Source organism: Arthrobacter sp. 135MFCol5.1, from assembly GCF_000374865.1.
Taxonomy (GTDB): Bacteria; Actinomycetota; Actinomycetes; order Actinomycetales; family Micrococcaceae; genus Arthrobacter.
Genome location: NZ_KB895460.1, coordinates 92,329 through 116,240, shown reverse-complemented (window position 1 = coordinate 116,240; position 23,912 = coordinate 92,329). Strand labels below are relative to the sequence as shown.

Below are 23,912 nucleotides of genomic sequence, written 5' to 3'. Positions count from 1 at the left end.
GTTACCCGGGAGTAAGTTACCTTGGACAGCAACTGATTCGAGGATGTGAGGGGTTTATGGACAGTTACGCGGCAGCTGTTCGGCCCGCCTTTTCGGCCATGAAGGTACTTGAGCTGGCGCGGTGCGCCATTCTCGTCCTGAGGCGGGAAGACGGGATTATCGTCTCGGCGAATCCGTCCGCGGAAAAACTGTTCGGGCGCGGCCCGGGAGAGCTTGACGAAGTACCTGTCACGTCCCTGCTTCCTGAGTGGAAGATGCAAACAACCACGGGTGTCGCCGGGGCAAATGAACCCGCAGGCGACCCCGACGTTTTCCATACGCGTGGACAGTGGGTAGGGGGCCACAGCTTTACGGTTGAAGTCGGCTTCGGCGGATCGAGCCGGGACCCGTACGTGGTGCTCACCATTCGTGAACTGCGGGACCATGAGGGTGGAACGGCAGAGCTGCAGAATCTCGTCTCGCTGCTAAACGCGACGCTTGAGTCTACTGCTGACGGGCTCTTGGTCGTTGGAGTGGATGGCCGGATCACCGGCATCAACGCAAATTTTGCGTCTATGTGGAGGATTCCGCGCACCATGCTGGCGACCCACGACGATCAAGCAGTGATTGATCTGGTGGTAGAGCAGCTGGAGGAACCGGACGCATTCCTGGCCAAGGTCCGGGAGCTCTATGACCAGCCCCAGGCAGAGAGCCTGGATGTTTTGGAGTTCAAGGACGGCAGGGTTTTCGAGCGTTTTTCCCGCCCCCAGATGATTGGGGATCGAATCGTCGGGAGGGTATGGAGCTTCCGGGACGTTACTGCGAAGCGGCAGGCTGAGGTCAAGGCCGATCAAGCCATGCGCGACCTGGCCAAAAGGGCAGATGACCTGAGGAGGCTCGCGTTTACCGATCCACTGACTGGCTTGGGGAGCCGGGCGCTGTTCAATGAGGAATTGCGAAGGGCATGCAGCTCCGGCGGTCCGCAGCATGCGGCGTTGCTGCTGTTGGACCTGGATGATTTCAAAGAGGTCAACGATGTCTATGGGCACCAGTCCGGAGACCGGATGCTCATCGAGCTCGCCCGACGTATCCGTGGCGTTATCCGTAACGACGACATTGTCGCCAGGATAGGGGGCGACGAGTTTGTCGTGATCATCCCAGACGGCTGCGACGCGGACAGTATCGCGGAGAGGCTCGTAGATCTGTCCCGTCGACCCATAGATGTGGGGGGTGTCCAGATCACGCCGAGCCTGAGTATCGGGATAGCACGGTCCGGTACTGATTGTCCTGGGCGCGATAGCGGCGAGGACCTCTTGCGGCGGGCCGATATCGCCATGTATGCGGCAAAAGCCGCGGGCAAGAGCCGTTTCGTGAGTTTCCAGCCAGAAATGATGAGCAAGCTCATCGAGCGCGCTGCACTGCAGGAGAACCTCCGAAAAGCACTTGCCACGGGCGCCGTTGTCCCCTTTTATCAGGTGGTGGTGGCGCGCAGCGGGGAAGTGGTCCAGCTGGAGGCGCTGGCCCGGTGGCAGCATGAGGGCAAGCTGCGATTGCCCTCCGACTTCATCTCCCATGCCGAAAGCACGGGCCTCATCCGGGACCTCGGTGCGGCCATGCTGACCAAGGCCTGCACGGACATGTCCGGATGGCTGGCGGAAGATGCCGGGCGCAGCATTGCAATCAACGTTTCGGGGCTGGAAATCCGTGACACGGAGTATGCGGGATCGGTGCTGCGGATTTTGCAGACCGCCGGGGTTGATCCGGGACAACTGGTTCTTGAGGTCACCGAGAGTGTGTTTCTCGGTGAGGAGACCGAAGTCATCACGCAGTTGGCGGAGCTTCGTCGCCGGGGCGTTAGGATTTCCGTGGACGATTTTGGTACGGGTTATTCATCCTTTGGCCGTCTGCACGAGCTGCCTGTGGACGCCGTTAAGCTCGACAAGTCCTTTACCCGGCTCATCACCGGCGGTGCCTACCACTCGCCAATCATGGTCTCCATGGTGGACATGGCGCACAACCTTGGCATGGCGGTTACCGCCGAAGGGATCGAAACCAACGAGCAGGCCGATTACCTGAATCGAATTGGGTGCGACTACCGGCAAGGGTATCTCTACGGCCGCCCCCAGGCACTCCGTGATGTCCAGGCGGCCCTTCCATACCTGACCAAGAAGGGCCGCAGGCGTCCGCCTGGCTAACGGCTCCGGGGGACCGGACCGGGTCGTGCAGCGGCGCCGAGCGGTTCGTTGTCCCGACCGCCCGGCGCCACAGCTGTAACCATTCATCCTTCCTGGCCGGATTGGGTCCACTGTAATTCCTGGACTCCCGGCGTCTTCTCAGGTGCGTAGACGATTCACGCCATGACCGGGATTAGACCCTTTTCCGACGCAGGACCAGGGTGAGGAGACCGCCGAAGGCCAGGAACAGCAGGCCCACCAGCAACAAGCCGGTGTTCACCCCCGTGTTGGCCAGGACCGTCGGGGCTGCAGCATAGTTGGCCTGCATCGGAGCCGCTGCGGCGCGGATGTCAGCAGCGCCGGCCCCCGGCTGGGCCGCCGGACCCTCGGTGGACGGAGTGGTGACCGTCGGGGTGGTGACGGTCGGAGGGGTAACTACCGGAGGATTCACGACCGGAGGAGTAACCACCGGGGGGTTCACCACAGGAGGAGTTACAACAGGCGGCGTGACAACCGGAGGGTTCACTACGGTGGCTGTCGAATCACCAATCACGCCCACGGAGGTGGCACCAAGGGAGATTGGAAGAGTGATCGGGGCCGCCACTTGGGTTCCCGAGAGGAGTCCGTCGGTTCCGCCGGTGGTGATGGGTCCAGCGGGCGCCGTCGTGGTGCCTGTGGTGCCGGCGCCTTCAACACTTGCGGCTGAATCCCCGACCAGGCCCACGGACGTGGCCCCGAGGTTGATCGGCGCTGTTACAGGCGCCACTACCTGGGTTCCGGATGCGATGCTGTCACTACCGGTGGTGGTCGCCGCGGGCGCCGGGGCTGCCGGTGCCGTGCCCGAAGTGGCGGGGTTCTGGGTGCTTGCAGCTGAATCACCGACGAGGCCCACGGACGTGGCCCCGAGGTTGATCGGTGCAGTTACAGGCGCCACTACCTGGGTTCCGGATGCGATGCTGTCACCACCGGTGGTGGTCGCCGCGGGCGCCGGGGCTGCCGGTGCCGTGCCCGAAGTGGCGGGGTCCTGGGTGCTTGCTGCCGAGTCGCCAACAGCGCCCACCGAGGTTGCCCCCAGCGTGATGGGAACGGTGATCGGCGCCACTACCTGGGTTCCGGACGCGATGCTGTCACTACCAGTGGTGGTCGCCGCTGGAGCGGGGGCTGCCGGTGCTCCGGCATTCTGTGTGCTCGCTGCGGAGTCGCCAACAAGTCCCAGCGAAGTGGCTCCGAGGTTGACCGGGATGTTGATCGGGGCCACCACCTGAGTGCCTGAAAGTAGCCCGTCATTTCCCGAGGTTGTGGTGTCTGCTGCGTTGGCGGCGACACCGCCGAAGGCCAGCAGTCCGCCGGCAAATGCGGTGCCGAGCAGGCACCTGCGAATGTTGCGATGCATCATTTTAAGTTCTCCTGAAAAGTTGAATTGGGCATACTTCTTGGGCCCGGAAATGGCTCAGTTTCCGCACGTGAGTGCGCGGAGGGGCCTCAACTAATCAGGGGAAGATCCGGGGTCGAAGGACACCGGTGCCGGGGCTGCGAGCAGACGGCCCTCGATGGCGGCGGTACCCGCCGCAGGAACGTAGAATTGGTGGGCGTTGAGCCATGCGGGGACGGCCGGGCCGTTGCCCCCGGAGGAGCTGCTTCCGCCGGTAGTGGCACCCGGCACGCCCGGCAGGGAATCAGAAGGTTCATGGATTGGTGCGTGGTCCGGGCCGGCTTCGGCAAGTGCCGGGGCGTTTGCCACCGAATTCATTCGGGTGTCGCAGGCCTGGCCGGTTCCGGGCAGGGCGTCTCCGAGAATCATCGCGGCTCGACCCGGCGCGGTGCCGGCGGCATCGGCGTTTGCGACCGTGACAGACGCATCCGCTTCGTGGCCTGCCTGCGGAAGGCCGGGCACGGAAGGAGCGGGGGTCGACGCCGGATCAGAGGTGAGAGTGTCGATGGCGTCGGTGACCACGGGGGGAACCGGGCCGGAGTCAGCCGGGTTAACGCCGGGAAGGGGAACAGCGTCGATGACAGGTTCCACAACAGGCTCAAGGGGCTCAAGAACAGCGCCGGCAATTGGGGCCACGGTTCCCACCGCACGGTCCAGCACGGTATCGACAGTGCCGGCAACCGGGTCCACCACCGTGCCCACCGTCCCGGCAGGCACTACCCGGTTGACGACGGGAACGGCCTGCACCACCTGGTCGGCAAGTCCGGTGACGTCTTTCACCGCCGGGCCCAGGGATGGCGCGGGGATCAACGCCGGAACACTCGCGACAGGCGCATTGTCCGGACCGCCCTTGAGGGTGGCCTCCACCGGTTCCAAGGCACCTTTGGCTTGATGCGCAACGGTGGTGGTGACGGAGCGAAGGGATGATCCGACCGATCCGAGCATGGAATGCCGGGAGTCCGAATCGTCCGCACCGGTATCAGCAGAAGCGCCTCCGGCGGACAACGCTACCCAGGCGGCAGTAGCGGCGAGGGCAAGCAGGAGGGGGCGGAGAAAAGCCCACGGATTATGATGTGACTTCACTCAGAACGCCTCCCCCCAGAGATTGCTCTTACAAGCAGCACCAAGCATAGGCACAGGTCTTAGGCCAAGTCCAGCAAATAGAAAAACTAAGCAAGAGGGAACTTTCGCTTATGCCGGATCGTTTGCAGCTGTCGCCGGCGCGGCTTCCGCCCACGCCCGGTCCCTGTAGTCTCTGGCATATGGTGCAGCGGCTGAAGTACTCCTACGGCGCGGACCCCAGCCAATGGGGCGAGCTCTTCCTGCCAGATCCTCCCGCGGCCGGGCAGCTTCGGGGGGTAGTGGTGGTGATCCATGGCGGCTACTGGCGCTCAACATACGGGGCAGAACTTGGGGAGCCGCTTGCCGTAGATCTTGCCGAACATGGGATGGCCGCCTGGAACCTGGAGTACCGCCGCGCCGGCAACGGCGGCGGCTGGCCTGCCACCTTCCAGGATGTCCTGGCCGGGATCGATAAACTCGCTGAACTGGCAGGGCAGCACTCGCTTGACCTCGGCAAAGTGGTGGCCGTGGGCCATTCTGCCGGCGGCCACCTTGCCGTCTGGGCGGCGGGCCGCGGGCACCTGGCCGGGCCGGGTCCGGGCGCGGAGCTCGCAGACCCCGGCGGCGTCCGCCTCGCCGGGGTGGTCAGCCAATCTGGCGTCCTGAACCTGGCCGAGGCCGAACGCCTGAACCTCAGCAACGGTGCGGTGGCCAACCTGCTTGGCGGATCGTCGTCGGAATTTCCCCGACGCTACCGCTGCGCCGACCCCATGGCCGCCCTGCCGCTGGATGTGCCGGTCTACGCGGTGCATGCAGAGGCGGACGACGACGTGCCGCTGGCCATGTCGGCGCTGTACGTGGACGCAAGCGGGGCCGGAGGCGTGCCGGCGCACCTGGTCATGGTGCCCGGTGACCACTTCGACCTGATCAATCCCAAGTCCCCGGCGTATGCGGTATGCCGCGAACTGGCGGCCCGGCTCCTGGGCTGACATGAACTGCTGAGCCGGCCCGCTTTCTGGCAGAGTATGACCATGCTCACAGTTATTGGCGAAGGCCTTGTCGACGTCGTCCAGCGTGCCTCGGGAATCGAGGCGCACGTCGGCGGCAGCCCCCTCAACGTCGCGGTCGGCCTGGCCCGGCTGGACCATCCGGTGCAGTTCATCGGCCGCTACGGCCGGGATGCCTACGGCGATTCTGTGGCTGCGCACCTTCGCGCCAGTTCCGTGATGCTGCCGCTGCCTCCGGATGAGTTGCCTACCAGCGTTGCCACCGCATTGATTGACGACGACGGCGCCGCCACCTACACGTTCGACCTCGCCTGGGAGCTGCCCGGCCTCGTGGACCGGCTCGGCTTCATGCTGCAGGGCACCACGCTTCTGCACACCGGCTCCATTGCCACCATGCTGGCGCCGGGCGCCGCCGAGGTGCTGGCCGCCGTCGAGCATGCCCACCCGTCCTCCATCATCAGCTTCGATCCCAACTGCCGCCCCAGCATCATCACCGATGTGGACTACGCGCGCCGGCAGGCGGAGAAGTTCGTCAGCCTGGCGGACGTGGTCAAGGCCTCGGACGAGGATCTGGAATGGCTCTACCCCGGCCAGGATGTGCTGGACTCCGCGCGCGCCTGGCTGGCGCTTGGCGGGGAGGAGGGCCCTGCCCTGGTGGTGGTCACCCGCGGCGCGGACGGGCCCTGGGGTATCTGCCGCGCCGGCGAAACGTCAGTGCCCGCGCCCAAAGTGGAGGTGGCGGACACCGTGGGCGCCGGTGACTCGTTCATGGCCGCGCTCCTCTCCGGCCTGGTTGACCGGGAGCTGGACGGCGCGCAGAACCGCGAGGAACTGCGCGACCTGCCCACCGAAGGGCTGGCCGAACTCCTGGCGCACTCGGCCCGCGCGGCTGCCGTCACGGTGTCGCGCCCGGGCGCCAACCCGCCCACCCGAACCGAGCTGAACGCGGTGGGCGGGTAGCCGCTATCCTTCGTGGTTGTAGTACGGCCACGGCAGGAAGCGGCGCTCCCAGGAGTTCTCTGCCGGCTTGAAAACTAAGCATGCTTTCTATTATTTTGGTGTCAGCTCCTCCGCCGGCCCCCCAACAGGCGGAGTGGTTGCCACGAAGGCCCCGCTCTACAACAACATGTACTGCGGGGCTCTTCGCTTTCCGCGCTTGCGCAGCAGGCGTCTTGGAACCAAACAGCAGAGGGAGTGTGCAATGGCTCAGGGCGATATCGAGACGTACTACGAAGACGGCCAGTGGAAGAACAAGCGCGAAGGCGCTGACCGCGCGTTTGGTGCCGGCTACGGCATCAAGGAAGAGGCGGTAGCCGCCGGTCGCGACGCCGCGAAAGCAGACAAGGTGGAACACGTCATCAAAAACCAGGATGGCCAGATCGGGGAGAAGTACAGCTACGGCAACGATCCCCGGAACGTCCCGGGCTGATTGGTTCACCTTCCCCGTGACGCCGCGGTGCCGGGGAAGGCAAGGAGGGCCGGTTCATGGATTTGAGCCGGCCCTCCTGTGTTCTCCCCGTGCGGCGACGCCGGTATGGGATGCTGGACCGGTGGACGATCCCGGCATGGAAGGCTTGGCCACCGCGCGCGCGGATGGCCGGTGGTTCGCGCGCGCTGATAACAAGGCGCGCAGGCCATGACGGTGAACGAGATGGTCCGAGACGCGGTCCTTGCCGGAACCGGACTGCCCATTCCAGGCCCGGACGGACATGTCGACGTTCCGGCTGCGTCGGAACGCTTGCAGAACCTTGTTGAACTGGCCCGCACGGTCTGTGGCCAGCCCGTGACAGCCATCAACATCATCACCGAAGACCTCCAGTACCAGGCAGCCACCGCGGGCATGGAACCGTATCTGTGCACCAGGGAAGACTCGATGTGCGCGGTGGGGTTCCTTAGCGGTGAACCCACCGTCCTCGAGGACGCTTCCTTGGACCCCCGGTACCGCGAAAACCCCTACGTGGACGGCCGGCGCAGCAGTGTCAGGTTCTATGCCTCCATTCCGCTGGTGACCGACGACGGGTTTGTCCTTGGCACCCTTTGTGCCGGCGCCCGGGAAACCGGCCGGCTCAGCGGCGAACAACTCCGCGGCCTTGAAATCCTCGCCGCCCAAATCGTCGACGTCCTGCAATTGGAGCGCCGCGCACGCCGCCTGGCTGATGCGCTGGCCGAAGCCGAGCGGAGCAACACCCTCCTGGCGGAGTTTGCCGGCAGGATCAGCCACGACCTCCGCAACCCGCTGACCTCGATCCTCGGATTCGTGGAACTGGGCGAAATGGACGCAGAAGCAGGCGACGACGCCCGGCTTCCGGAGTACCTGGGCATCGTGGGCCGGACCGGCCGGCGTATGCTGGCGATGGTCGAGGACGTCCTGGCTTTCGCCACCATCGGCGGTGACCTGCAGCCGGCCGCGGTTTCCCTGGCGGATCTCGTGGGGGACGTCGTCGCGGACCTGGCCACCGCCGTGGAGGAGTCGGGAGCGTCCGTGGACTCGGGGGAGCTGCTATTTACCGCGGACCCGGTCCAGACCCGGGTTCTCCTGCAGAATCTCATCCACAACGCCCTGGCCTACAGCCGGCCTGGCGTCCCGCCGGTCATCCACATTACCGGCCACCGTGGCGAGGATGGTGCGGTCCTGCGCGTCATCGACAACGGCAAGGGCATCGCCTCCGGTGACCGCGAACGCGTGCTCGATCCGCTGGTGCGCCTTGACCGCCAGGGTGACCCGCCCGGATCAGGCTTGGGCCTGGCAACCTGTGCCCGGATTGCCGCTGCGGCCGGCGGACGACTTGACCTCGGTCCCGCCCCCGAGTCAGGGACCGTCGTCACCATTCACCTGGGACCGGGCAGCTAACCGGCTGCCCTCTGCGGGGAGCCCTCCTTGCGCGGGCGCCGCGTCGTCCTGGTTCGGGCGGCCCCGCGCTGTGAACGGCGCTCCGCAGGAGTCGCTGTAGGTGCACAAAACAACACCTGCGGAGCAATCAAGGGTAGGAGCTATTCCTTGCCGAGCCCGGCTGCCGAGGTCTTCTCGCCGGACACGCTGTTGAGCGCCCGCAGGTCGAAGATGCCGTTGATGTCGGCCTGCTTGGTGGTACCGGCGGTCACGCCGTCGGCCAGCAGTTTCTGGTAGGTTCCGGCAAGCGGGTCCACAGTGAAGACGATGTTCTTCAGGGACCGGTCAATGACATCCGGCTTCAGCTCCGCGCCGGCGGCTTCCTTCAAGGCGGAGTTGATCACCGTGGCCTTGTCGGCGGCAGAGGCGTTGTTGAGCCACTCAACCGATTTCACGTGGCCCTTCAGCAGCGTCTTGACGGTGTCCGGGTGGTCCGCCGCGAACTTCTGGTTGACGATCAGGATGGTGGTGGGGAACTCGCCCGGCTTGCCCGAAAGGGAGCCGTCCCACAGGTCCTTTTCATCCACCAGCACCTTGGCGCCGGCGTTCAACACCAGGCGGGAGGCCCAAGGCTCGGGCAGCCACGCGCCGTCGAGCTTTCCGTCCTGGAACAGCTTGAGCGTCTGGGCGTTCTCGGTGGGGTTGATGGCGACGTCGCCGCTGCCGTCCACATTCGTTTTGTAGCCCTGCGACGAGAGCCAGGCCCGAAGGGCGACGTCCTGGGTGCCGCCCAGCTGGGGCGATGCGAGGGTCTTGCCCTTCAGGTCTGCGGCGGAGGTGATCTCCGGCTTGACCACAAGCTGCGCCCCGCCGGCGGCAGCTCCGGCGATGATGCTCACCGATTGGCCTTGGCTCTTGACGAACGAGTTGATGGCCGGGTTGGGGCCGATATAGGTGGCATCGATGGCGCCTGCGTTCAGGGCTTCGATGGCGGCCGGACCGGCATTGAAGACCTGGGTGCTGAGTTTGGTGCTGCCCAGTTCCCCGGCGATAAAGCCTTTGCTGACGCCCACCAGGGCCGGGGCGTGCGTGACGTTGCCGAAATAGCCCAGCTTCAGCTCAGCTGCCGGATTGCCGGCCGGGGCGCTTTCCGGGGTTGCGGCCGGGGCGCCAGTGTTGACGGCTGAGGCGACGGCGGCGCCACCGCCAACCAGGGCCAGGATTGCGGCGGCAATGCCGATTTTCAGGCCCAGGGGGCGCTTGGGTTTGGCTGACTGGCCGGCCACGATGCGTGTGGACTTCTGCGGACCGTTGTCCTGCGGGTTGGTCATGGGGATTCCTTTGCTGGGGCGGATGCTGAGACGAGGTTACGGAGCGCCCACCAGGCCCACAATCGTTCGTGTCGTACTGGTTCACCCGGCGACGCGAACGCGCAACGTGGCGTCGCGAGGCGTCAAAAAACGTCGTGAAGCGTCTGTCGTTTTCAGAAGCTGACTGCACAACGTCCCGCTGAATTCCGGGCTTTGTGAAGACGGGTTGTGATCAGAGGCTGCCCGCTACTCCTGTGCACAAGTGCCCCTTTTGCTCTGCACTCCTGTTCACAATTCGCAAGCGCTGAATCGTATGCCTGTCATGGTCTTGGAGACGGTGACGGGTAAGCAGGTATTCCGCCTCCAGAGCCTGACGCCATGAAGACGCCTACCCGGGTTTCTCCATCGCTTTCGAAGACCGGGATCTCACGGGGAGGGCGCGGGGTGCTGAAGTTCTTGGCGGCGTCTTCGGGGCTGGTGGGCATCGGGCCTCCGTTGAGGTCGCGGGCGTAGGCGTACCCCGATTGCCCGTTGGTGGCCATGACCGCGATCAGGTCGGGGGTTCCGTTTTCGGGGCTTTCGACTCCGTAGGTTTCACCCTTGGCGTTGACACCCAGCGGTGTCCGCTCCTGCTTCACATACTTGGCGGTGAGCCGCCAGCGGGCTTGGGGGTCAGTTTTGATCGTGACACTGTCCTGGCCGGGGGCAAGACTGATGGTGTAGCCGCTCCAACCCTGTCTGTCGCTGGCCGCATCCTCGTCCGAGCAGCTACTGGCTGCGCCGTCTGGAAACTCGAACCAGCCAGGGGTCAGGCACCAGAATTCCATTTGAATCCCCGTGGTTCCCTCAGGGGGCTTACCCAGTTCAACCGTTGCTGTGCCGGTGTAGGTAGTGGTCACGGGCGATGCCAACGGTGTCACCTTTTCCCCTCCAGGCAGCAAGAAAAGTCCTGCCGTTGCCGCTCCAACACCAAGCAGTCCTGCTCCGGCCAGGGCCCCGGAACTAAGCCACACTCTGCTGCGCTTCCGTTTCGCAGCCGGCGCTTCCTTAGCCACCTGCGAAACTAGCTCTGCCCTTAGTGCGTTGCTGAACCGGTCGTCGATATGGAACTGGTTCATGACCGTTCTCCTTCCAAGACTGAAGTTGCTTTGCCGTGCGCAGGAGCGCCCGCGCCGCTATTGCCGCAGAGTGCGGCTTTCATCCGTTGCTTCGCCCGGTGCATGCGTGTCTTGGCCGCGCCGGGAGTCATGTTCAAAACGGCTGCTGCGGCAGTGAGGGGGTAGTCCTCGAAAACGACCAGACTTACCAGGTGCAGGTCCGTGGTGTTGAGTGTGCCGAGAGCCTGGGAGAAGTCCTTGTCCAGGCTCTCTTGCTGGTCGGCGAAGAAGTCAGCCTCCAGGGGCAGTGAAGACTCTTCGGTGCGCGGCAGCGAGTCCAGCAGCTTCCGGTAGCGGGCGGCAGCTCGCCCGTTGTTCCGGGCCATGTTCGTCGTCGTAACCAGCAGCCAGGGAAGGATAGACCCTTCGACGACACGGACATTGGCGCGCCGCCGCCACAGCTCAAGAAAAGCGGCCGCCATGATGTCTTCAGCGTCGTGATGGTTTCCCGCGAGCCGGTAAGCATGACGGAACGCTCTGTCACGATGCCTGTCGTACAGGACACCAAACGCTTCGCCGTCACCGCCCAGGCTGCGGGACCAAAGGCTGTCCTCGTCACTTTCAAGGTTCCCCATGCCCTGTATTGTCCGGGACAGCCGAAAAGGTTACACGGAACCAGAAAAATCACAGAGCATCTTCTGGGCATGGAATCCAGAGCGGTTTTGCATCCCTAGGGTTTCAAGGCGGAATGGTTTCGAGACATTCTGACTCCGCGCGTTACAGAGGCAGGACGCGACGGCATATCCATCCCAGAGAGGAAAGCTTCCTGGACGTCCTGAAGCTTTGGCCCCGTATTCTGCCACGGGCGCTGGTAGGGTCTGCGCATGGATGAAAACTTGGGGAAGTTCATCGACGATTTTGCCCGACTCGTGCAGCTTGCACAGTCCGGCCAGCATCGCGTGCAGGCCGGAACGCAACTGCTGACCGCACTCACGGACCACTTGGCGGTTCCCGCCGAATCATTGTCCGTGGTGGTGGAGGAGATACCGCCGCACCGGTTCGTGGATGCTGACATTCTCATGACCGAGATCGCGGGCGAGAGCGGGGACTCCCGTCTCGTCGGCATTGGCGGCGGAGACCAGCGCCATCACCAGTCCTTAAGCGACATGCTGCAACACTCCCAGTTCTATCCGCAGTTCCCGTTGTCGCAGCCCGATTACAAGAACCTGGCCGTGGGACCCGACGAACAGCGGCAGGCGGTAGCCCTGGGACTGTGGCTATTCAGCCATGGGGGAAGCCCTGTAGCCGTCCTCCAGCGGGACGCTAACCCGCGGTACGGGCGGCAGTCGGCTTCCCTCGAAGTCCTAGCCGGTGAGACGGGCAATGCAGCGAAATTCCTCGCCGAGTTCCGCCGACGAATGCAGCACCGCAGCGTCCTGAAGGGCCAAATCATTTCACTGGTCATGGGTGAGTACGGTCCTAGCGCTGCCGGCGTCACGTTCCATGCCAGGCCGTCACTCTCAGCGTCCGAGGTCATTCTGCCCGAGGGCCTGCTGCAGAAGGTATCGGACCACGCACTCGGCATCGCCGAACACCGGGATTCACTCAACGAATACGGGCAGCATCTCAAGCGGGGCATCCTGCTTTACGGCAAGCCCGGGACGGGCAAAACACACACCGTGCGCTACCTTCTCAGCCAGAGCTCGGGAACCACCGCCATCCTTCTGTCCGGTGGATCGTTAGCCAGGATCTCCGAGGCTGCCGCGATGGCCCGTGCGCTGCAGCCCTCCATCGTAGTTCTTGAAGATTGCGACCTTATTGCCGAGGACCGGAGCTTCGGGCACGGACCGCAGCCGCTGCTGTTCGAAGTGCTGGATGCCATGGACGGCTTGGATAGCGACGCCGACGTTGCCTTCGTCCTCACCACAAACAGGGTAGATATGCTGGAACGTGCCCTGGCGCAGCGGCCGGGCCGAGTGGATCTGGCTGTGGAGATTCCACTCCCGGCATCCGCAGAGCGCGTCGATCTTGTGAATCTGTACGCCAGGCGGATTCCCTTCACCCCCGATGCCGTCAGGAATGCGGCGGCGCGCACCGAAGGGACCACGGCGTCCTTTGCCCGCGAACTGGTCCGGCGCGCTGTGGTCGCGGCTGCCTTGGAGGGCGTTCAGGTTGCCGACGGGCACCTCGAAAAAGCGGTGGATGGAATGATGGCCGACGGCGAGGCCCTCACCCGAAGTCTGCTGGGCAGCAGCTTGGCCGACGGGCCCGAGAACACCGGCCTCAAAAGTTCCGATGCGCAGGGCTTATCTGGACCTCGTTCGGACGGACAGGGCGTTAGCGGGCCCGTGTTTCCTGGAACGGACATTCCATCCGCGTAGCAGCCAACATATCGAAGCCTATGTGGAGATCGATTCGCCACAGAACGCTGGGGATCCGAGGCGGCAAGGTTTCGCGACACGGACCTAGTACAGGATGTCCCACTTCCCTGGGACCCGACCGTTCGATGGCCGGGATCGCCGAGGTTCCCTCGGTTACGCATCCGGCGGCACTGCGACAAATCTGTCCTGCGGCGGCTACGCCTGGGCGTAGGTGGCCAGGAGGGCGGCAGCCTGTAGCCCACGTGGGACCGCTAACCTATGGAATACAGGAAAGGGAGGGAAGTCCCACACTGCTCACGACGGCGACGTCACATGCCACGGCACGAATTTGTTGGAGTCAAGATTACGATTCTTCGTTGTTTCGGGCGTCTTCGTCCACGCAGCTCAGGCCTGAGCTGATCCGATCTATTCGTTCGGTCCAGGCTTTCTCTTCTCGCTGGATCAGGGCCGCACCCGACTCGCCGTTTTTGAACCAGGTGAGGGCAATATCCAGAGCGATCTTCGAGGTGGACTCGGCATAGTTACGGATGCTGTTTAGGGTTACCTCATTCAGCGGCAGGCCGTGGTTGACCGCGTTTCGAACCCGCCGATGCCGAGCACGGAGCAAGCCCGTTTCGCGCCACGTCTCGTCAAGCAGTTGCCGCTCCCGGTCGGGAAGTGTGCAGATTGCAAGGGCATCCTCGAAGTCTGCGCGCTTGAGTTCGGACATCGGAAGTGCGCGGATTTCATCTTGGAGTGCAACAGCCTTCGCGACGGATACTAAGCGGATTCCATCTCTGCTGTATGAGGAAATTTTCCGTTCGAGCTGATCTCGGCCTGCGTTTGGTCCGCGTGACCATACTTCGTCCAAAGGAGCCATCAGTTGGGCAGCGATCCGACCGTCAGCCTGCCTTAGGGCTTCTCGGCGTTGGAGGGCGGTGGCCAACTCTGACGCAGGCACCTTTAGTGCGGATGCGAAGAGTTCCATCGCGTGGTCCTCGAGCGCTGTCGCTACCCGCGGTGTGACGCGGCGGGCTCCGTAGAAGGAAACGTCCCGGTGATCAGTCATCCGTGCCTCACGGAGCGACGTAAGCGCCTCAACCAACTGCTCGGGCATAGGCCCTTTCGCCAGGACATCGGCAAACTCGTCCGCCACGGTGCTGAGGATCTTGCCTGTACCACCGATCCCGTAACTGTCATCGTCGGCGGTTCGAGTCTGGCGAACAGTGATTCCCCCCGATGAGATGCGAGCCTTTCCGTCAAGGAGGACGGCCGTTGCACCGGCATTTTGCCAAGAGACGCCGCCTGCCTCGACAGCGATGCTTACTATCGCCTCGATTCGCCGTCTGGCTTCATCGGCCGCGCCGGCCACCTGCCGTTCCCCGAGATCGACGCGTACAAGGGTGAGCCTGTTTCCCTGCTCCAGCGCTTCGCTGTGGAGGTCGTCGAGCCAGTGGACGTTCTCGCGAAGCTCGCGCAATTCTTCGCGTTCCGGAAAGTCGTGCCATTTGTGCTCGAAAGCGTTAGGAAGCGCCCAATCTGCTCGCAGGAACGTCATCGGTCCAATAACCTCCCGCATCCCCCAGAGAAGCGCACGGGAATAGACCGTCCACACCACTACCTGACCCACCGGCGGAGCAACAAGGATTTCTCTCGCCATTTCAAATCGGCGCTCTTCGGTCAGCGGGCCAGGCAGCGGGCCGACGGACTCCGAAGCCAGTTGGTCCTCGGTGTTGACGAGTGCATCGGCTGCATAGGTTAGTACGGAGAAGGGGCCGCGGGCGGAAGGGCCAACCTGAGAAGTAACGATAGCCGCCAGCCGGCGCAATGCAGCACTAGTCGTCCCCATCTTCGCTGCGGCGCTAAGATCACCAAACGCATCAGTGACCGCTATATCCGAGTGCCAGACCTCACCGAATTTTGTAGTTGCCGTAACAACGGCTTCTTGGTTAGCGTCATCGCGAAGATCGTCCAGCAGATGAGCGACTAGAGCCCCAAGCCGCCCCCCGATCGCTCCAGATTGTGCCTGAATCTCAATTTGCAGGGAACGGCGATTCTTCCTCGTCGGCCGGTCCCGATTCCACTCGGAAGCATCGACCACTTGAGCGTAGTCGCCGAGTTCGGCGACCGCTTCACCAAGCGTGTATGGGGGGACCGCCCGATGTGGAAGGGGAAGAACTTCCGCCACCGATAGAAGCCAGTCACTGACGGTTGCCGTCGGCCGCACACGCGCCACTTCATCTCCGATCGCTGAGTGAGTTCATCTTGGCATCGAATCCACGGCCCAACCCAACCGGGACTCGGCGCGCTCACGCTTGTCGGCCGCCCTGGTGGGTGACGTCTCATAACCCTTGGGATACGAGACGTCTCACTGGTCCGTCCTCGAAGCTACTGCTTCCTAGGAAATCTCGCGACTTCCCTTCACCCGGCGATTCTCATAACTATGTCTCGAAACCGCCTGCTTGAATTGGTGTACTAACCATTAGTTATGAGACACATAGGGGCAGGCCTTGACGAAACTTATCGGGTACGCGCGTGTCTCGACCCGTCAACAGTCGACGGACCGGCAGCAGTCGGACCTGTTGGCGGCCGGTGTTCGAAGCGATGATCTCTACATCGACCGCGGCGTCTCCGGAGCGCGGGCCTCGCGGCCACAGTTCGACCGGGCTCTCGGCGCATTGATGGAGGGTGACACCCTCGTCATCACAACTCTGGACAGGCTCGGGCGATCCACGCAGAACATGCTCGCATTCGCTGACGAACTCCGCGGCCGGGGAGCGGGGCTGCGCGTTCTAAATCTGGGCGGAGGCGATGTCGACACCTCCACACCTGTGGGGTCGATGCTCTTCACGGTCATGGCCGCCTTGGCCCAAATGGAACACGAGATCAAACGCGAACGGATAAATGACTCCATCAGCAAAAGGCGAGAAGCAGGCAGGGACTTGGGTGGGCGGCCCCGTCGGATCACGGAGAGCCAGATCCGCACCGCTCTCCGATTGGTTGAGGACGGCGAACCTGCTGCCCAAGTCGCCCGCGACCTGGGCATGTCCAGGGCATCTTTCTATCGACGTTCGCGGGCGCTCAGGACTTCAAAGGTAGGAAAAACGTAGCGTCTGGACCTCGACCGGTGAGTGTTCCCCGCTCGAGCAGGTGAATGGCCGTCGCGGCTGTTTGAAGGGCACGGACCTGAACGTCGGGCGGATAGCTTTCGTGGGGCTGCCAACTCAGGGGGCCCACACGCGCCGAATATCCGGCGGTCTTCCAAATCCCGGTGATCATGCGCGCCGCGGTCGTGCACTCGGTTATGGTCGCCTCCAGCTCGTCAATGATTGTCCGAAGGAGGCGGAACCACGTTTCGGCGTGGATCCGGCGCCCCGGTAGGTCGGTGAAACCTGTAGCCATGGCTTGCCAGGTCCTGGTGTCCATCGTGAGGACCGTCGGTGACGCTGGTTTCGGGACCGGCGGCTTGTGATCCCAGTCCGCGAAGTGGCTGACCGGGTTTTCGCGCACTTCGAGGAGACATTTATGGAAGGGGCAGCTGAGTGTTATCGCAAGCAGCCACAGCAATTGGTAGGGATACGGCGGTTGAGATGCGGCGATGCACTGAGGGCATGCCCGCAACGCCGGGCGTGTTGAACGCCAGGGAAGCCAGGTAGGGATCTCTCTGACTCGCCGCCTTCCGACCCCCAGCAGCACAGAGAACTGCTGGTTATAGAGCGGAAACGTGTCAGGGCCTGGTCGATTTGGGTCAATCAGCCGGGGTGACCAGCCGTTGAGGCTCATCTTCTGTATCTGCTTTACCTCCAGCCCGGTTCGCTCGGATAGCGCGCGAGCAAACCCGTCGGGTGGGCAGGCGTCCAGGTCGCCAGCGGCGGACGGCCTAAACCCCAGGTCAGTCACGAGGTCGTCGAGATCGGCTTCGTAACGTGATGCGATGCGCCGGAGCCATGACGTCAGAGCCTCAGTTGGTCCGGGCGGGGGATGGATTGGCCAGCGTCGGGCAGCGGTCACAGCAGTTGTTTTTCAAAAATTCGGCGCCGTTCGCTGGGACCGAGGTAATCGGCCAGGGTCAAGGTCCGGTGATTGATCCTCTCTTCGCCTGTCTCGACCGCGGCGACGGCCGCGGCCGTCAGCAAGCGTGCCAGTTCCCCGATCGTGCCTTCGCTGCGTGCGAGCAGATACCGGGTCATGTCCTCGGTATCAATCAGAGAAGGCCGGCGCAGGGGAAACGAAGCAGCGAAACTGGCCAGCAGCGACCGGGCTTCGTTGCCCACTTCCCAGAGCGGCAGGATGAACGGTTCAAACCTGTTTTCCAACTGGTCATCGGATCTGACCGCAAGGTAGGCCTCGCGGGTCCCGACGCCGACCAGGGGAACGCGGAGTTCGTTACCAAGAAACCGCAACAGATTGAGGAACTCCTGTCGCTTTTCACCTCGTCCAGCGAGGACATTGTGGATCTCGTCGATCACCAGTACTCGGACTTCGACCTCACGCAGGAGTGAAAGTGCCAGGCGTTCAGCTTCGGGGAGGCGCCGTTGCGGGGGTGATGGCGCGCCTATCGCCGACAGCAGGGCCGTGTAGAACCGGAGCGCTGATGGTTCTGCTGGCATCTGCATACATAAAACGGGTATGTTCTCGCCGGCGGGTCCTGTCACGGTGGGATGCGTCCGCCGGAATCGTTCGATGATCATGGACTTGCCATTGTTCGTTGGTCCGATCAGCAGGAGGTTGGGCATCCGCTGTTTTCTCGGCCAGCCAAAGAGCACCTCTAGGCGTTCTACAGCGGCACGGGCCTTCGGATAGCCGATCCACCGGTCCGCGCGGATGCGCTGCAAACGCTCTGCCGTTGGCAGCTGTGAAAGTTCCCGTGCTGCAGGATGAAGATGCGCCGGATCCTGCCGCTCGCCTGTATCCACGGTTACCATTCCTCAATTTGCTCGAAGGGTTGAACGGCGGCCTTTTCCGGCCCGACGTCGGCCGGCACCTCTAGTGCGCGTGGGACTTGGGTGGATTGGATGCCCAGGTGGTGTGGGTCCTTGGCCTGTTTGCGGCGTTCTGTTTCCCGCCGCAGGCGTTTGGTCGTGTTCACGGCAGTCTCGCTGACTTGCCGCATTTGCTCGACCATTCGGAACAGGATTGCTTCGTCCACTTGGGCTGCGCCGCGTGCGCGTAATTGGTTCAGAGCTTGCCTGTGTTCCCAGAGGCTGATGGAAGGGTTGGAGATCGACCGGTAAGGGACCTCCACATAGTTACGACCGTCCGGTTCCAGGACCCATATTCTGCTGATGTCCCGAGGATCGCGTCGGATAATGAATTTACCCAGGCAGTCACGTCGGGTGATCCATGGTTTCAAGGCATTGGCGAAGTAGTGGACGTGGTCGATGAGGAAACCCGTGCGGGTCAGCGTGCGGCGGATGACCGGGAGGAAGTCCACGAGGAATGCCGTCTGATTTGCCGTAGTTGCGGGTATGCCGCTGGCAGCGATGCCAGCCGCCCACGTAGCGGCCGGCGTTTGGCCGAGAGTGCCGTGCCTGCTGCCGTGATAGCTGGTGACGGCCAGCACCAGCCACTTTTCCAGCTCGCGCAAGGTCAGTGCGGCCATCTTTTCCGAGTCATACCGACCCCGTTCTACCGGACTCGAGAAGGTCGTGCCGGGGAGCTCGTGAATTTCACGCATGACCGTGCCGATGATGCGTTCGACAATGCCTCCGTAGTGGGGCTGCCCAGGGGGACGATAGGACAAACGGATGCCGTGTTGCTCGCAGCCGCGCCGCAACGCCTCGCTCTTGAACTCTGCCGCGTTATCCAGAAACAGCGACTTGGGCTTGCCGCTCATTGGCCACTCAGCATGGACGCCGAGATGCTCCAGCCAGGGACGTTTGTCGGCAACAGCGTGAGCCAGACACAACCCGACCGAGACTGCCGATGGCGGTTCCAGTGTGAGGACCAGCCCGACAAGAGCCCGGCTGAAGACATCGATGGCAACGGTCAAATATGGGCGGCCAATTGGTCGACGCTCGCGTTCGTCCACGACGACGATGTCCATAACCGTGTGATCGATCTGAACCTGCTCCAGGATCGAACTGATCGTCGGCACCTCACCACCGGCTGATTGCAGGGGCCTCACGGCATCCGGGCCCTCCCTACGACGTCCAACCTCAACCGGGTTCAACAGTGAGATGCGACGGCTGACTGTGTTTCTGCTCGGTGCCCGCACTCCTTGCAACGCACAGGCCCGGATAATTTCCCGATGCAATGCCGCCACGCTCAGCTTCTGTCGAGTCAAATACCGACGGCGAATCAGGCCGCGCACAATGTCCTCAACCTGTTCTGGCAGACGGTTTCCACCCTTGCCGCCGGTCGAACGATGAAGCGCGAGATCAGTTACAAGACCTGAGCCCTGGCGGTAGCGGCGAAGCAATAAATAAACACGGCGCCGGGAAACGCCAAGCTTTATAGCTGCTTCGTCAGCGGCCGCAATCCCAGTAACGCGACGCTTCGCCAGCGCACCGATCACCATGGTGCGATTCTTGGCCTGTTCCCACGCAGCGTCTGACATTGTCAGCTGCCCATCGGCAACAATGCGGTCCGCATCAGCCTCCATTGCCGCCTCCCTTTGGGAACAGGAGTACCGAACAGAAGCACCTTAGTGCAGGGATATGTCGCCCAGCTATAGGTCACAAGTCATATGCGCAGATCTGCAATGGTGTGGCCATTTGCGCAATCAGCTTCTGACAACGGCGGATTCAGGCCCTCCAACAGTGCCATGTGAACAGGACTTCTGACATCTGTGTAATCAGCTTCTGAAATCGACAGCGTCTTTTGCGGGTGGCAGCGCCAGCCCGGAGGCCACGTTATTTTGCTTGACGGTTAATTAGCTAATAAGTAAAATATTGGGATGGAGAAATTCTGGAGCCCCGCATGACAGTTGCGGAAGATCAGCGGCTCGACGCGATGTTCAGTGCGCTTTCCGACCCGACGCGCCGGGCCATCGTGGTCCGGCTCGCCGCCGGCGACGCCACCGTCAACGAACTGGCGGAACCGTTCAACTTGAGCCTTCCGGGTATCTCCAAGCATCTGAAGGTTCTCGAGAGATCGGGATTGATCAGTCGAGGCCGGAAAGCCCAGTTCCGCCCCTGCCACCTGGAGTTGCAGGCCCTCGATGTCGCTGCCGGCTGGATCGAGGAGAACCGGCGCCTTTGGTCCGAGCGCTTCGACAAGCTCGACCAACACCTCCGCAACCTGCACGAACCCCCGAATGGAGACCGCCATGAATGAGAACACCCTCCGCTTCACCCGCATCTTCGAGGCGCCACGGCAACTGGTCTTCAGCTGCATGGTCGAACCCGAGCATTTGACCCACTTCTGGGGTCCGGCCGGCGTCACCACGCCCTTGGACACAATCACCGTGGATGCCCGCGTCGGGGGTGCCTTCACCACCGTCATGGTCAACGACCGCGACGGCAGCACCTACCCGACCAGCGCACGGTACGTTGAGGTGACCCCGCCGGAGCGCCTGTCGTGGATTGAGGACCACTCGGGGATGACCGTGACCATCACCTTCACCGAGCTGGGAACGCGCCGCACCCAAGTCGACATCGAACAAACGAACGTTCCGGAGCCAATGCTCGATCCCGCCGCCCAGGCCGGATTCCTCACCTCGCTGGACCGCTTCGAGGCCTACCTGGCACAGCACGCCGGAGCCCACCGATGAGTGCGGACAGCTACTCCATGGCGAACATAGCAGCCGAGCGGCGGGCCTTTACCAAAATCCTGGAAGTGCTGCCGCAACAGGCGTGGGACGCCGCCTCGCTCTGCGCCGGCTGGCGCGTGCGGGAAGTCGTCGCGCACATGGCCATGCCCCTGCGCTTCTCCACCCCACGGTTCATCGGCGAGTTGCTCCGCTCGCGCGGCAACTTCGCCCGCATGGCGGATCGGGTCGCCCGCCACGACGCCCAGGAGCCGGTCAGCACCTTGCTTCACCGCTGGCGCGCGAACGAGGACACGCTGTGGAAACCGCCCGGCGGTGGACTCCAGGGAGCCCTTACCCACGACATCGTCCATGGCCTGGACATCACCATCCCGCTCGGCCTCAAACACCCGGTCAGTGATGCAAGCTTCCGCACGGTACTCGACCATGCGACCAGCCCCCTCAGCCGGAAGCATTTCCGGTTTGACCTGGCCGGCGTCCGGCTCGAAGCCACCGACCTGGACTGGGCCTTCGGCGACGGCGAGCCCCTCCGCGGCGCCGCCCACCACCTCCTGATGGTGCTCATGGACCGCCGGCTGCCCAGCGGGGCCCTCGACGGCGGGGCAACTGCCCGGTTCACCACCGCCTGATCCTGCCCGGCCCCGGTGCGTTCCAGGAGAGCTGCGGGGATTTGCATCCATGCGCGAAATCACGCACAAAGGGGACACGTCTACTTTTTTGATGCCCTGCCATTTCCAGCAGGGGCGTCCTGAAATAGTCTGGGATTTGCCACACAATTTCGGTGTGGCGATTCAGCAGGCCACTGCGACGTTTTACCGGCCGTGCTGATGAACGGAAGCGGCATGGGGGCCTGGAACGGGAGGTAGGGGTGTATTCCTTGCAGTAGGCCCGGCTAAGGCGCCGTACTGCACATGCAGCAGTTCCAGCCAATAACAATCCAGGAGAAATTCATGTTGCTTTGGATCGCTATTATCATCGCCGTTCTCTGGCTCCTCGGACTGCTCGCCAATATTGGCGGCGGGCTCATCCACATCCTTTTGGTTGTTGCCGTGGTAGTCCTGATCTTCCACTTTGTCCGCGGCAGGTCCCGCGCCTGATGGCCACGAGGGTCCCCGCCGCCGGCCTTGGTGCCGCCGGCGGGGACCCGAAGGTCAGGCGGCCTTGACCAGCGGCAGTTCGTCCCAGTGGGTTGTGTACCGGGGTGAACGCATATTGCGCTTCATGGTCCAGTCAAGGCCGGACTTGACGCCTGCGTACCCCAATCCAATGGAACCGCGCCCAAAGCGGCGGCTGACGTCCTCCAGCAGCGGCCCGATGCCGCGTTCCTCGTGCCGGTTCTCGAAAGGCTCCAGCGGTGGCTGGTTGCCGGTGGGCCGAAGATCGGTCAGCATCAGGCCCGCCTTCGCATACCTGAGCCCTTCCCGGATTTTCGGCAGCAGAGCGTGCGCGGCCCTGGTGAGCAGGAGCGGATCCGCGGTGGGCATGGGAAGCCGGACGCACACCGTAGGATACGCCTGCTCCTGGTTCCGGAACGGCGAGGTGGCTGCGAACGCCGTCAGCACCTTTGCCTGGAGGCCGTGTTTGGACAGCCGTGCGCTCGCCTGCTGGCTGTAAATGCCCAGCACCTCCCGCACACCGGCAGAGGTGGTCACCGGGGTGGCGAACGAGCGGGAAAAGATCAACTGGTCGCGGCCAACGCGCTCCTCCTCCATGGGAATGCAGGCAGTGCCGCGCAGTTCGAGGACGGTGCGCATCAGCACCACCGAAAACTTGCCCCTGATCGCCACCGGGTCGGCGTGCATCAGGTCCAGCACGGTAAAGATCCCCATGGCATTCAGGCGCTTGGCCAGGCGCCCGGCGACGCCCCAGATCTCGTCCACGGGCAACCGGCCCATCAAGCCCTCCCGCACCGGCGGCGGCACTGACTCCCAGAGGCACACCCCGCCAAATGCGGGATTGTTCTTGGCCCACTTGTTGCACAGCTTGGCCAGTGTTTTGGTGGGAGCTATCCCTACGCACACCGGAACCCCGACGTGGCGCAGCACGGCCTCCTTGATCCGGCGGCCAAGGACCAACAGCTGGTCCGGTTCGCCCTTGACGCCGAGGAATGCCTCGTCAATGCTGTAGACCTCCAGCCACGCCGAGTAGCGGCCGAGAAGTTCCATGACGCGGGCGCTGATGTCCCCGTACAACTCATAATTGCTGGACTTGGCCACCAGGCCCCATTCCTTGGCCCGCGGCGCGAGCTTGAACCAGGGCTCCCCGGTGGAGATGCCGAGGGCTTTCGCCTCGGGGGACCGGGTAACCGCGCAGCCGTCATTGTTGGACAGGACCACGAGCGGCCGGCCCTCCAGGGAGGGATCGAAGGCGCGCTCCGCCGACGCGTAGAAGCAGTTGACGTCCACATGGGCGATCTGCGGCATCCTCCGCATGGGGGCCGGCTTAGCCACGATGCACTTCACACATGATGGAGGCACCGGGTGGCAACGCCCCAGATGGTCAGCTCGGACAGGGCCGGTACCCGGATGTCCGGATACCGCGGGTTTTCCGCCTGCAGCACCACGCCGTTGCCGGTGATGCGCAGGCGCTTGACCGTCAGTTCTCCGTCCAGGACGGCGATCACCACAGACCCGTCCCGCGGTTCCAGGGCCCGGTTCACAATGAGTTCATCGCCGTCGCTGATGCCCGCGCCTTCCATGGAGTCCCCGGTTACCCGGACCACGAACGTGCTGGTGATGTCCTTGATCAGGTGGGCGTTCAGGTCGATCCGGCCATCGAAGTAGTCCTGTGCGGGCGACGGAAACCCCGCCGCCACTGCCACGGGCGAGATCAGCACCGATAACAAGGAGACGCCCGCATCTATCACGCGGGGACCAATAATAACGCCCACAACACACCTTTATTCGAATATATGTTCGATACTTCAGTGTAGCCCCGCAGGCCGACAACG

22 protein-coding genes are annotated in these 23,912 nt (G+C 63.4%); 11 read left to right on the top strand and 11 right to left on the bottom strand.

The features are described from left to right. The first annotated feature begins 56 nt into the window (after window positions 1–56). On the top strand, window positions 57–2,174 hold the full coding sequence (locus tag C563_RS0114215; protein WP_018762737.1) for a putative bifunctional diguanylate cyclase/phosphodiesterase: 2,118 nt from the start codon (window positions 57–59) through the stop codon (window positions 2,172–2,174). Between the two features lie 172 nt (window positions 2,175–2,346). Here C563_RS0114215 and C563_RS0114210 read toward each other — a convergent pair whose 3' ends face one another. After that, window positions 2,347–3,549, bottom strand: coding sequence for a chaplin family protein (locus C563_RS0114210; RefSeq protein WP_018762736.1), 1,203 nt, complete (start codon window positions 3,547–3,549; stop codon window positions 2,347–2,349). Between the two features lie 90 nt (window positions 3,550–3,639). Next, on the bottom strand, window positions 3,640–4,668 hold the full coding sequence (locus C563_RS0114205) for a hypothetical protein (protein WP_155845187.1): 1,029 nt from the start codon (window positions 4,666–4,668) through the stop codon (window positions 3,640–3,642). A 179-nt stretch (window positions 4,669–4,847) separates the two neighbouring features. On the opposite strand from C563_RS0114205, the gene C563_RS0114200 reads away from it, so the two are divergent. The 4 genes from C563_RS0114200 to C563_RS0114185 all read left to right on the top strand — a co-directional run bounded on the left by C563_RS0114200 (window position 4,848) and on the right by C563_RS0114185 (window position 8,505). Beyond that, window positions 4,848–5,636 (top strand): alpha/beta hydrolase, encoded by a 789-nt coding sequence (locus C563_RS0114200; RefSeq protein ID WP_018762734.1) that lies wholly within the window; start codon window positions 4,848–4,850, stop codon window positions 5,634–5,636. A gap of 36 nt (window positions 5,637–5,672) precedes the next feature. Next, complete coding sequence (locus C563_RS0114195) at window positions 5,673–6,614, top strand: carbohydrate kinase family protein (RefSeq protein WP_018762733.1); 942 nt, start codon at window positions 5,673–5,675, stop codon at window positions 6,612–6,614. 241 nt (window positions 6,615–6,855) lie between these two features. Continuing rightward, complete coding sequence (locus C563_RS0114190) at window positions 6,856–7,083, top strand: DUF2188 domain-containing protein (RefSeq protein WP_018762732.1); 228 nt, start codon at window positions 6,856–6,858, stop codon at window positions 7,081–7,083. 207 nt (window positions 7,084–7,290) lie between these two features. Continuing rightward, window positions 7,291–8,505: a sensor histidine kinase gene (locus C563_RS0114185; RefSeq protein WP_018762731.1), complete on the top strand. Its 1,215-nt coding sequence runs from the start codon at window positions 7,291–7,293 to the stop codon at window positions 8,503–8,505. A 140-nt stretch (window positions 8,506–8,645) separates the two neighbouring features. On the opposite strand, the gene C563_RS0114180 is transcribed toward C563_RS0114185, so the two are convergent. From C563_RS0114180 to C563_RS21360, 3 genes are all read right to left on the bottom strand, one after another. After that, entirely contained in the window at window positions 8,646–9,815 is a 1,170-nt protein-coding gene (locus C563_RS0114180) for an ABC transporter substrate-binding protein (protein WP_018762730.1), read from the bottom strand. A gap of 299 nt (window positions 9,816–10,114) precedes the next feature. After that, window positions 10,115–10,693 (bottom strand): hypothetical protein, encoded by a 579-nt coding sequence (locus tag C563_RS22235; protein ID WP_223914782.1) that lies wholly within the window; start codon window positions 10,691–10,693, stop codon window positions 10,115–10,117. Window positions 10,694–10,908: 215 nt separating this feature from the next. Continuing rightward, window positions 10,909–11,526 (bottom strand): RNA polymerase sigma factor, encoded by a 618-nt coding sequence (locus C563_RS21360; protein WP_018762728.1) that lies wholly within the window; start codon window positions 11,524–11,526, stop codon window positions 10,909–10,911. A gap of 249 nt (window positions 11,527–11,775) precedes the next feature. Between C563_RS21360 and C563_RS0114165 the strand changes: the two genes are divergently transcribed. Further along, a complete protein-coding gene (locus C563_RS0114165) occupies window positions 11,776–13,272 on the top strand; it encodes an AAA family ATPase (protein ID WP_018762727.1) in 1,497 nt (498 codons plus the stop codon). Between the two features lie 343 nt (window positions 13,273–13,615). On the opposite strand, the gene C563_RS0114160 is transcribed toward C563_RS0114165, so the two are convergent. Beyond that, window positions 13,616–15,487, bottom strand: a complete 1,872-nt coding sequence (locus tag C563_RS0114160; protein WP_155845186.1) for a hypothetical protein — start codon at window positions 15,485–15,487, stop codon at window positions 13,616–13,618. 274 nt (window positions 15,488–15,761) lie between these two features. Here C563_RS0114160 and C563_RS0114155 point away from each other — a divergent pair, with 274 nt between their 5' ends. Beyond that, complete coding sequence (locus C563_RS0114155) at window positions 15,762–16,361, top strand: recombinase family protein (protein WP_018762725.1); 600 nt, start codon at window positions 15,762–15,764, stop codon at window positions 16,359–16,361. On the opposite strand, the gene C563_RS23045 is transcribed toward C563_RS0114155, so the two are convergent. The 3 genes from C563_RS23045 to C563_RS21355 are packed head-to-tail and all read right to left on the bottom strand — an operon-like array spanning window position 16,333 to window position 19,855. Next, window positions 16,333–17,262: a TniQ family protein gene (locus C563_RS23045; protein ID WP_081624180.1), complete on the bottom strand. Its 930-nt coding sequence runs from the start codon at window positions 17,260–17,262 to the stop codon at window positions 16,333–16,335. The genes C563_RS0114155 and C563_RS23045 overlap by 29 nt on opposite strands. Then, the gene (locus C563_RS0114145) at window positions 17,259–18,176 is read right to left on the bottom strand and encodes a TniB family NTP-binding protein (RefSeq protein ID WP_026264844.1); all 918 of its coding nucleotides are present in this window, start codon (window positions 18,174–18,176) and stop codon (window positions 17,259–17,261) included. Before C563_RS0114145 ends, C563_RS23045 begins: the two co-directional genes overlap by 4 nt. Then, entirely contained in the window at window positions 18,170–19,855 is a 1,686-nt protein-coding gene (locus C563_RS21355) for a Mu transposase C-terminal domain-containing protein (protein WP_043424229.1), read from the bottom strand. The genes C563_RS0114145 and C563_RS21355 overlap by 7 nt, the downstream gene beginning before the upstream one ends. Window positions 19,856–20,172: 317 nt before the next feature. On the opposite strand from C563_RS21355, the gene C563_RS0114135 reads away from it, so the two are divergent. The 4 genes from C563_RS0114135 to C563_RS21345 all read left to right on the top strand — a co-directional run bounded on the left by C563_RS0114135 (window position 20,173) and on the right by C563_RS21345 (window position 22,059). Next, complete coding sequence (locus C563_RS0114135; RefSeq protein ID WP_018762721.1) at window positions 20,173–20,529, top strand: ArsR/SmtB family transcription factor; 357 nt, start codon at window positions 20,173–20,175, stop codon at window positions 20,527–20,529. Further along, complete coding sequence (locus C563_RS21350) at window positions 20,522–20,965, top strand: SRPBCC family protein (protein WP_018762720.1); 444 nt, start codon at window positions 20,522–20,524, stop codon at window positions 20,963–20,965. The genes C563_RS0114135 and C563_RS21350 overlap by 8 nt, the downstream gene beginning before the upstream one ends. Before the next feature lie 17 nt (window positions 20,966–20,982). Further along, window positions 20,983–21,591: a maleylpyruvate isomerase family mycothiol-dependent enzyme gene (locus C563_RS0114125; protein WP_051083536.1), complete on the top strand. Its 609-nt coding sequence runs from the start codon at window positions 20,983–20,985 to the stop codon at window positions 21,589–21,591. A gap of 321 nt (window positions 21,592–21,912) precedes the next feature. Next, window positions 21,913–22,059: a lmo0937 family membrane protein gene (locus C563_RS21345; RefSeq protein ID WP_109044233.1), complete on the top strand. Its 147-nt coding sequence runs from the start codon at window positions 21,913–21,915 to the stop codon at window positions 22,057–22,059. Between the two features lie 54 nt (window positions 22,060–22,113). Here C563_RS21345 and C563_RS0114115 read toward each other — a convergent pair whose 3' ends face one another. Both C563_RS0114115 and C563_RS0114110 read right to left on the bottom strand, forming a co-directional pair. Then, entirely contained in the window at window positions 22,114–23,394 is a 1,281-nt protein-coding gene (locus tag C563_RS0114115) for a Y-family DNA polymerase (RefSeq protein WP_026264843.1), read from the bottom strand. A 26-nt stretch (window positions 23,395–23,420) separates the two neighbouring features. Beyond that, window positions 23,421–23,852: a LexA family protein gene (locus C563_RS0114110; protein WP_026264842.1), complete on the bottom strand. Its 432-nt coding sequence runs from the start codon at window positions 23,850–23,852 to the stop codon at window positions 23,421–23,423. Between the last annotated feature and the right edge of the window lie 60 nt (window positions 23,853–23,912).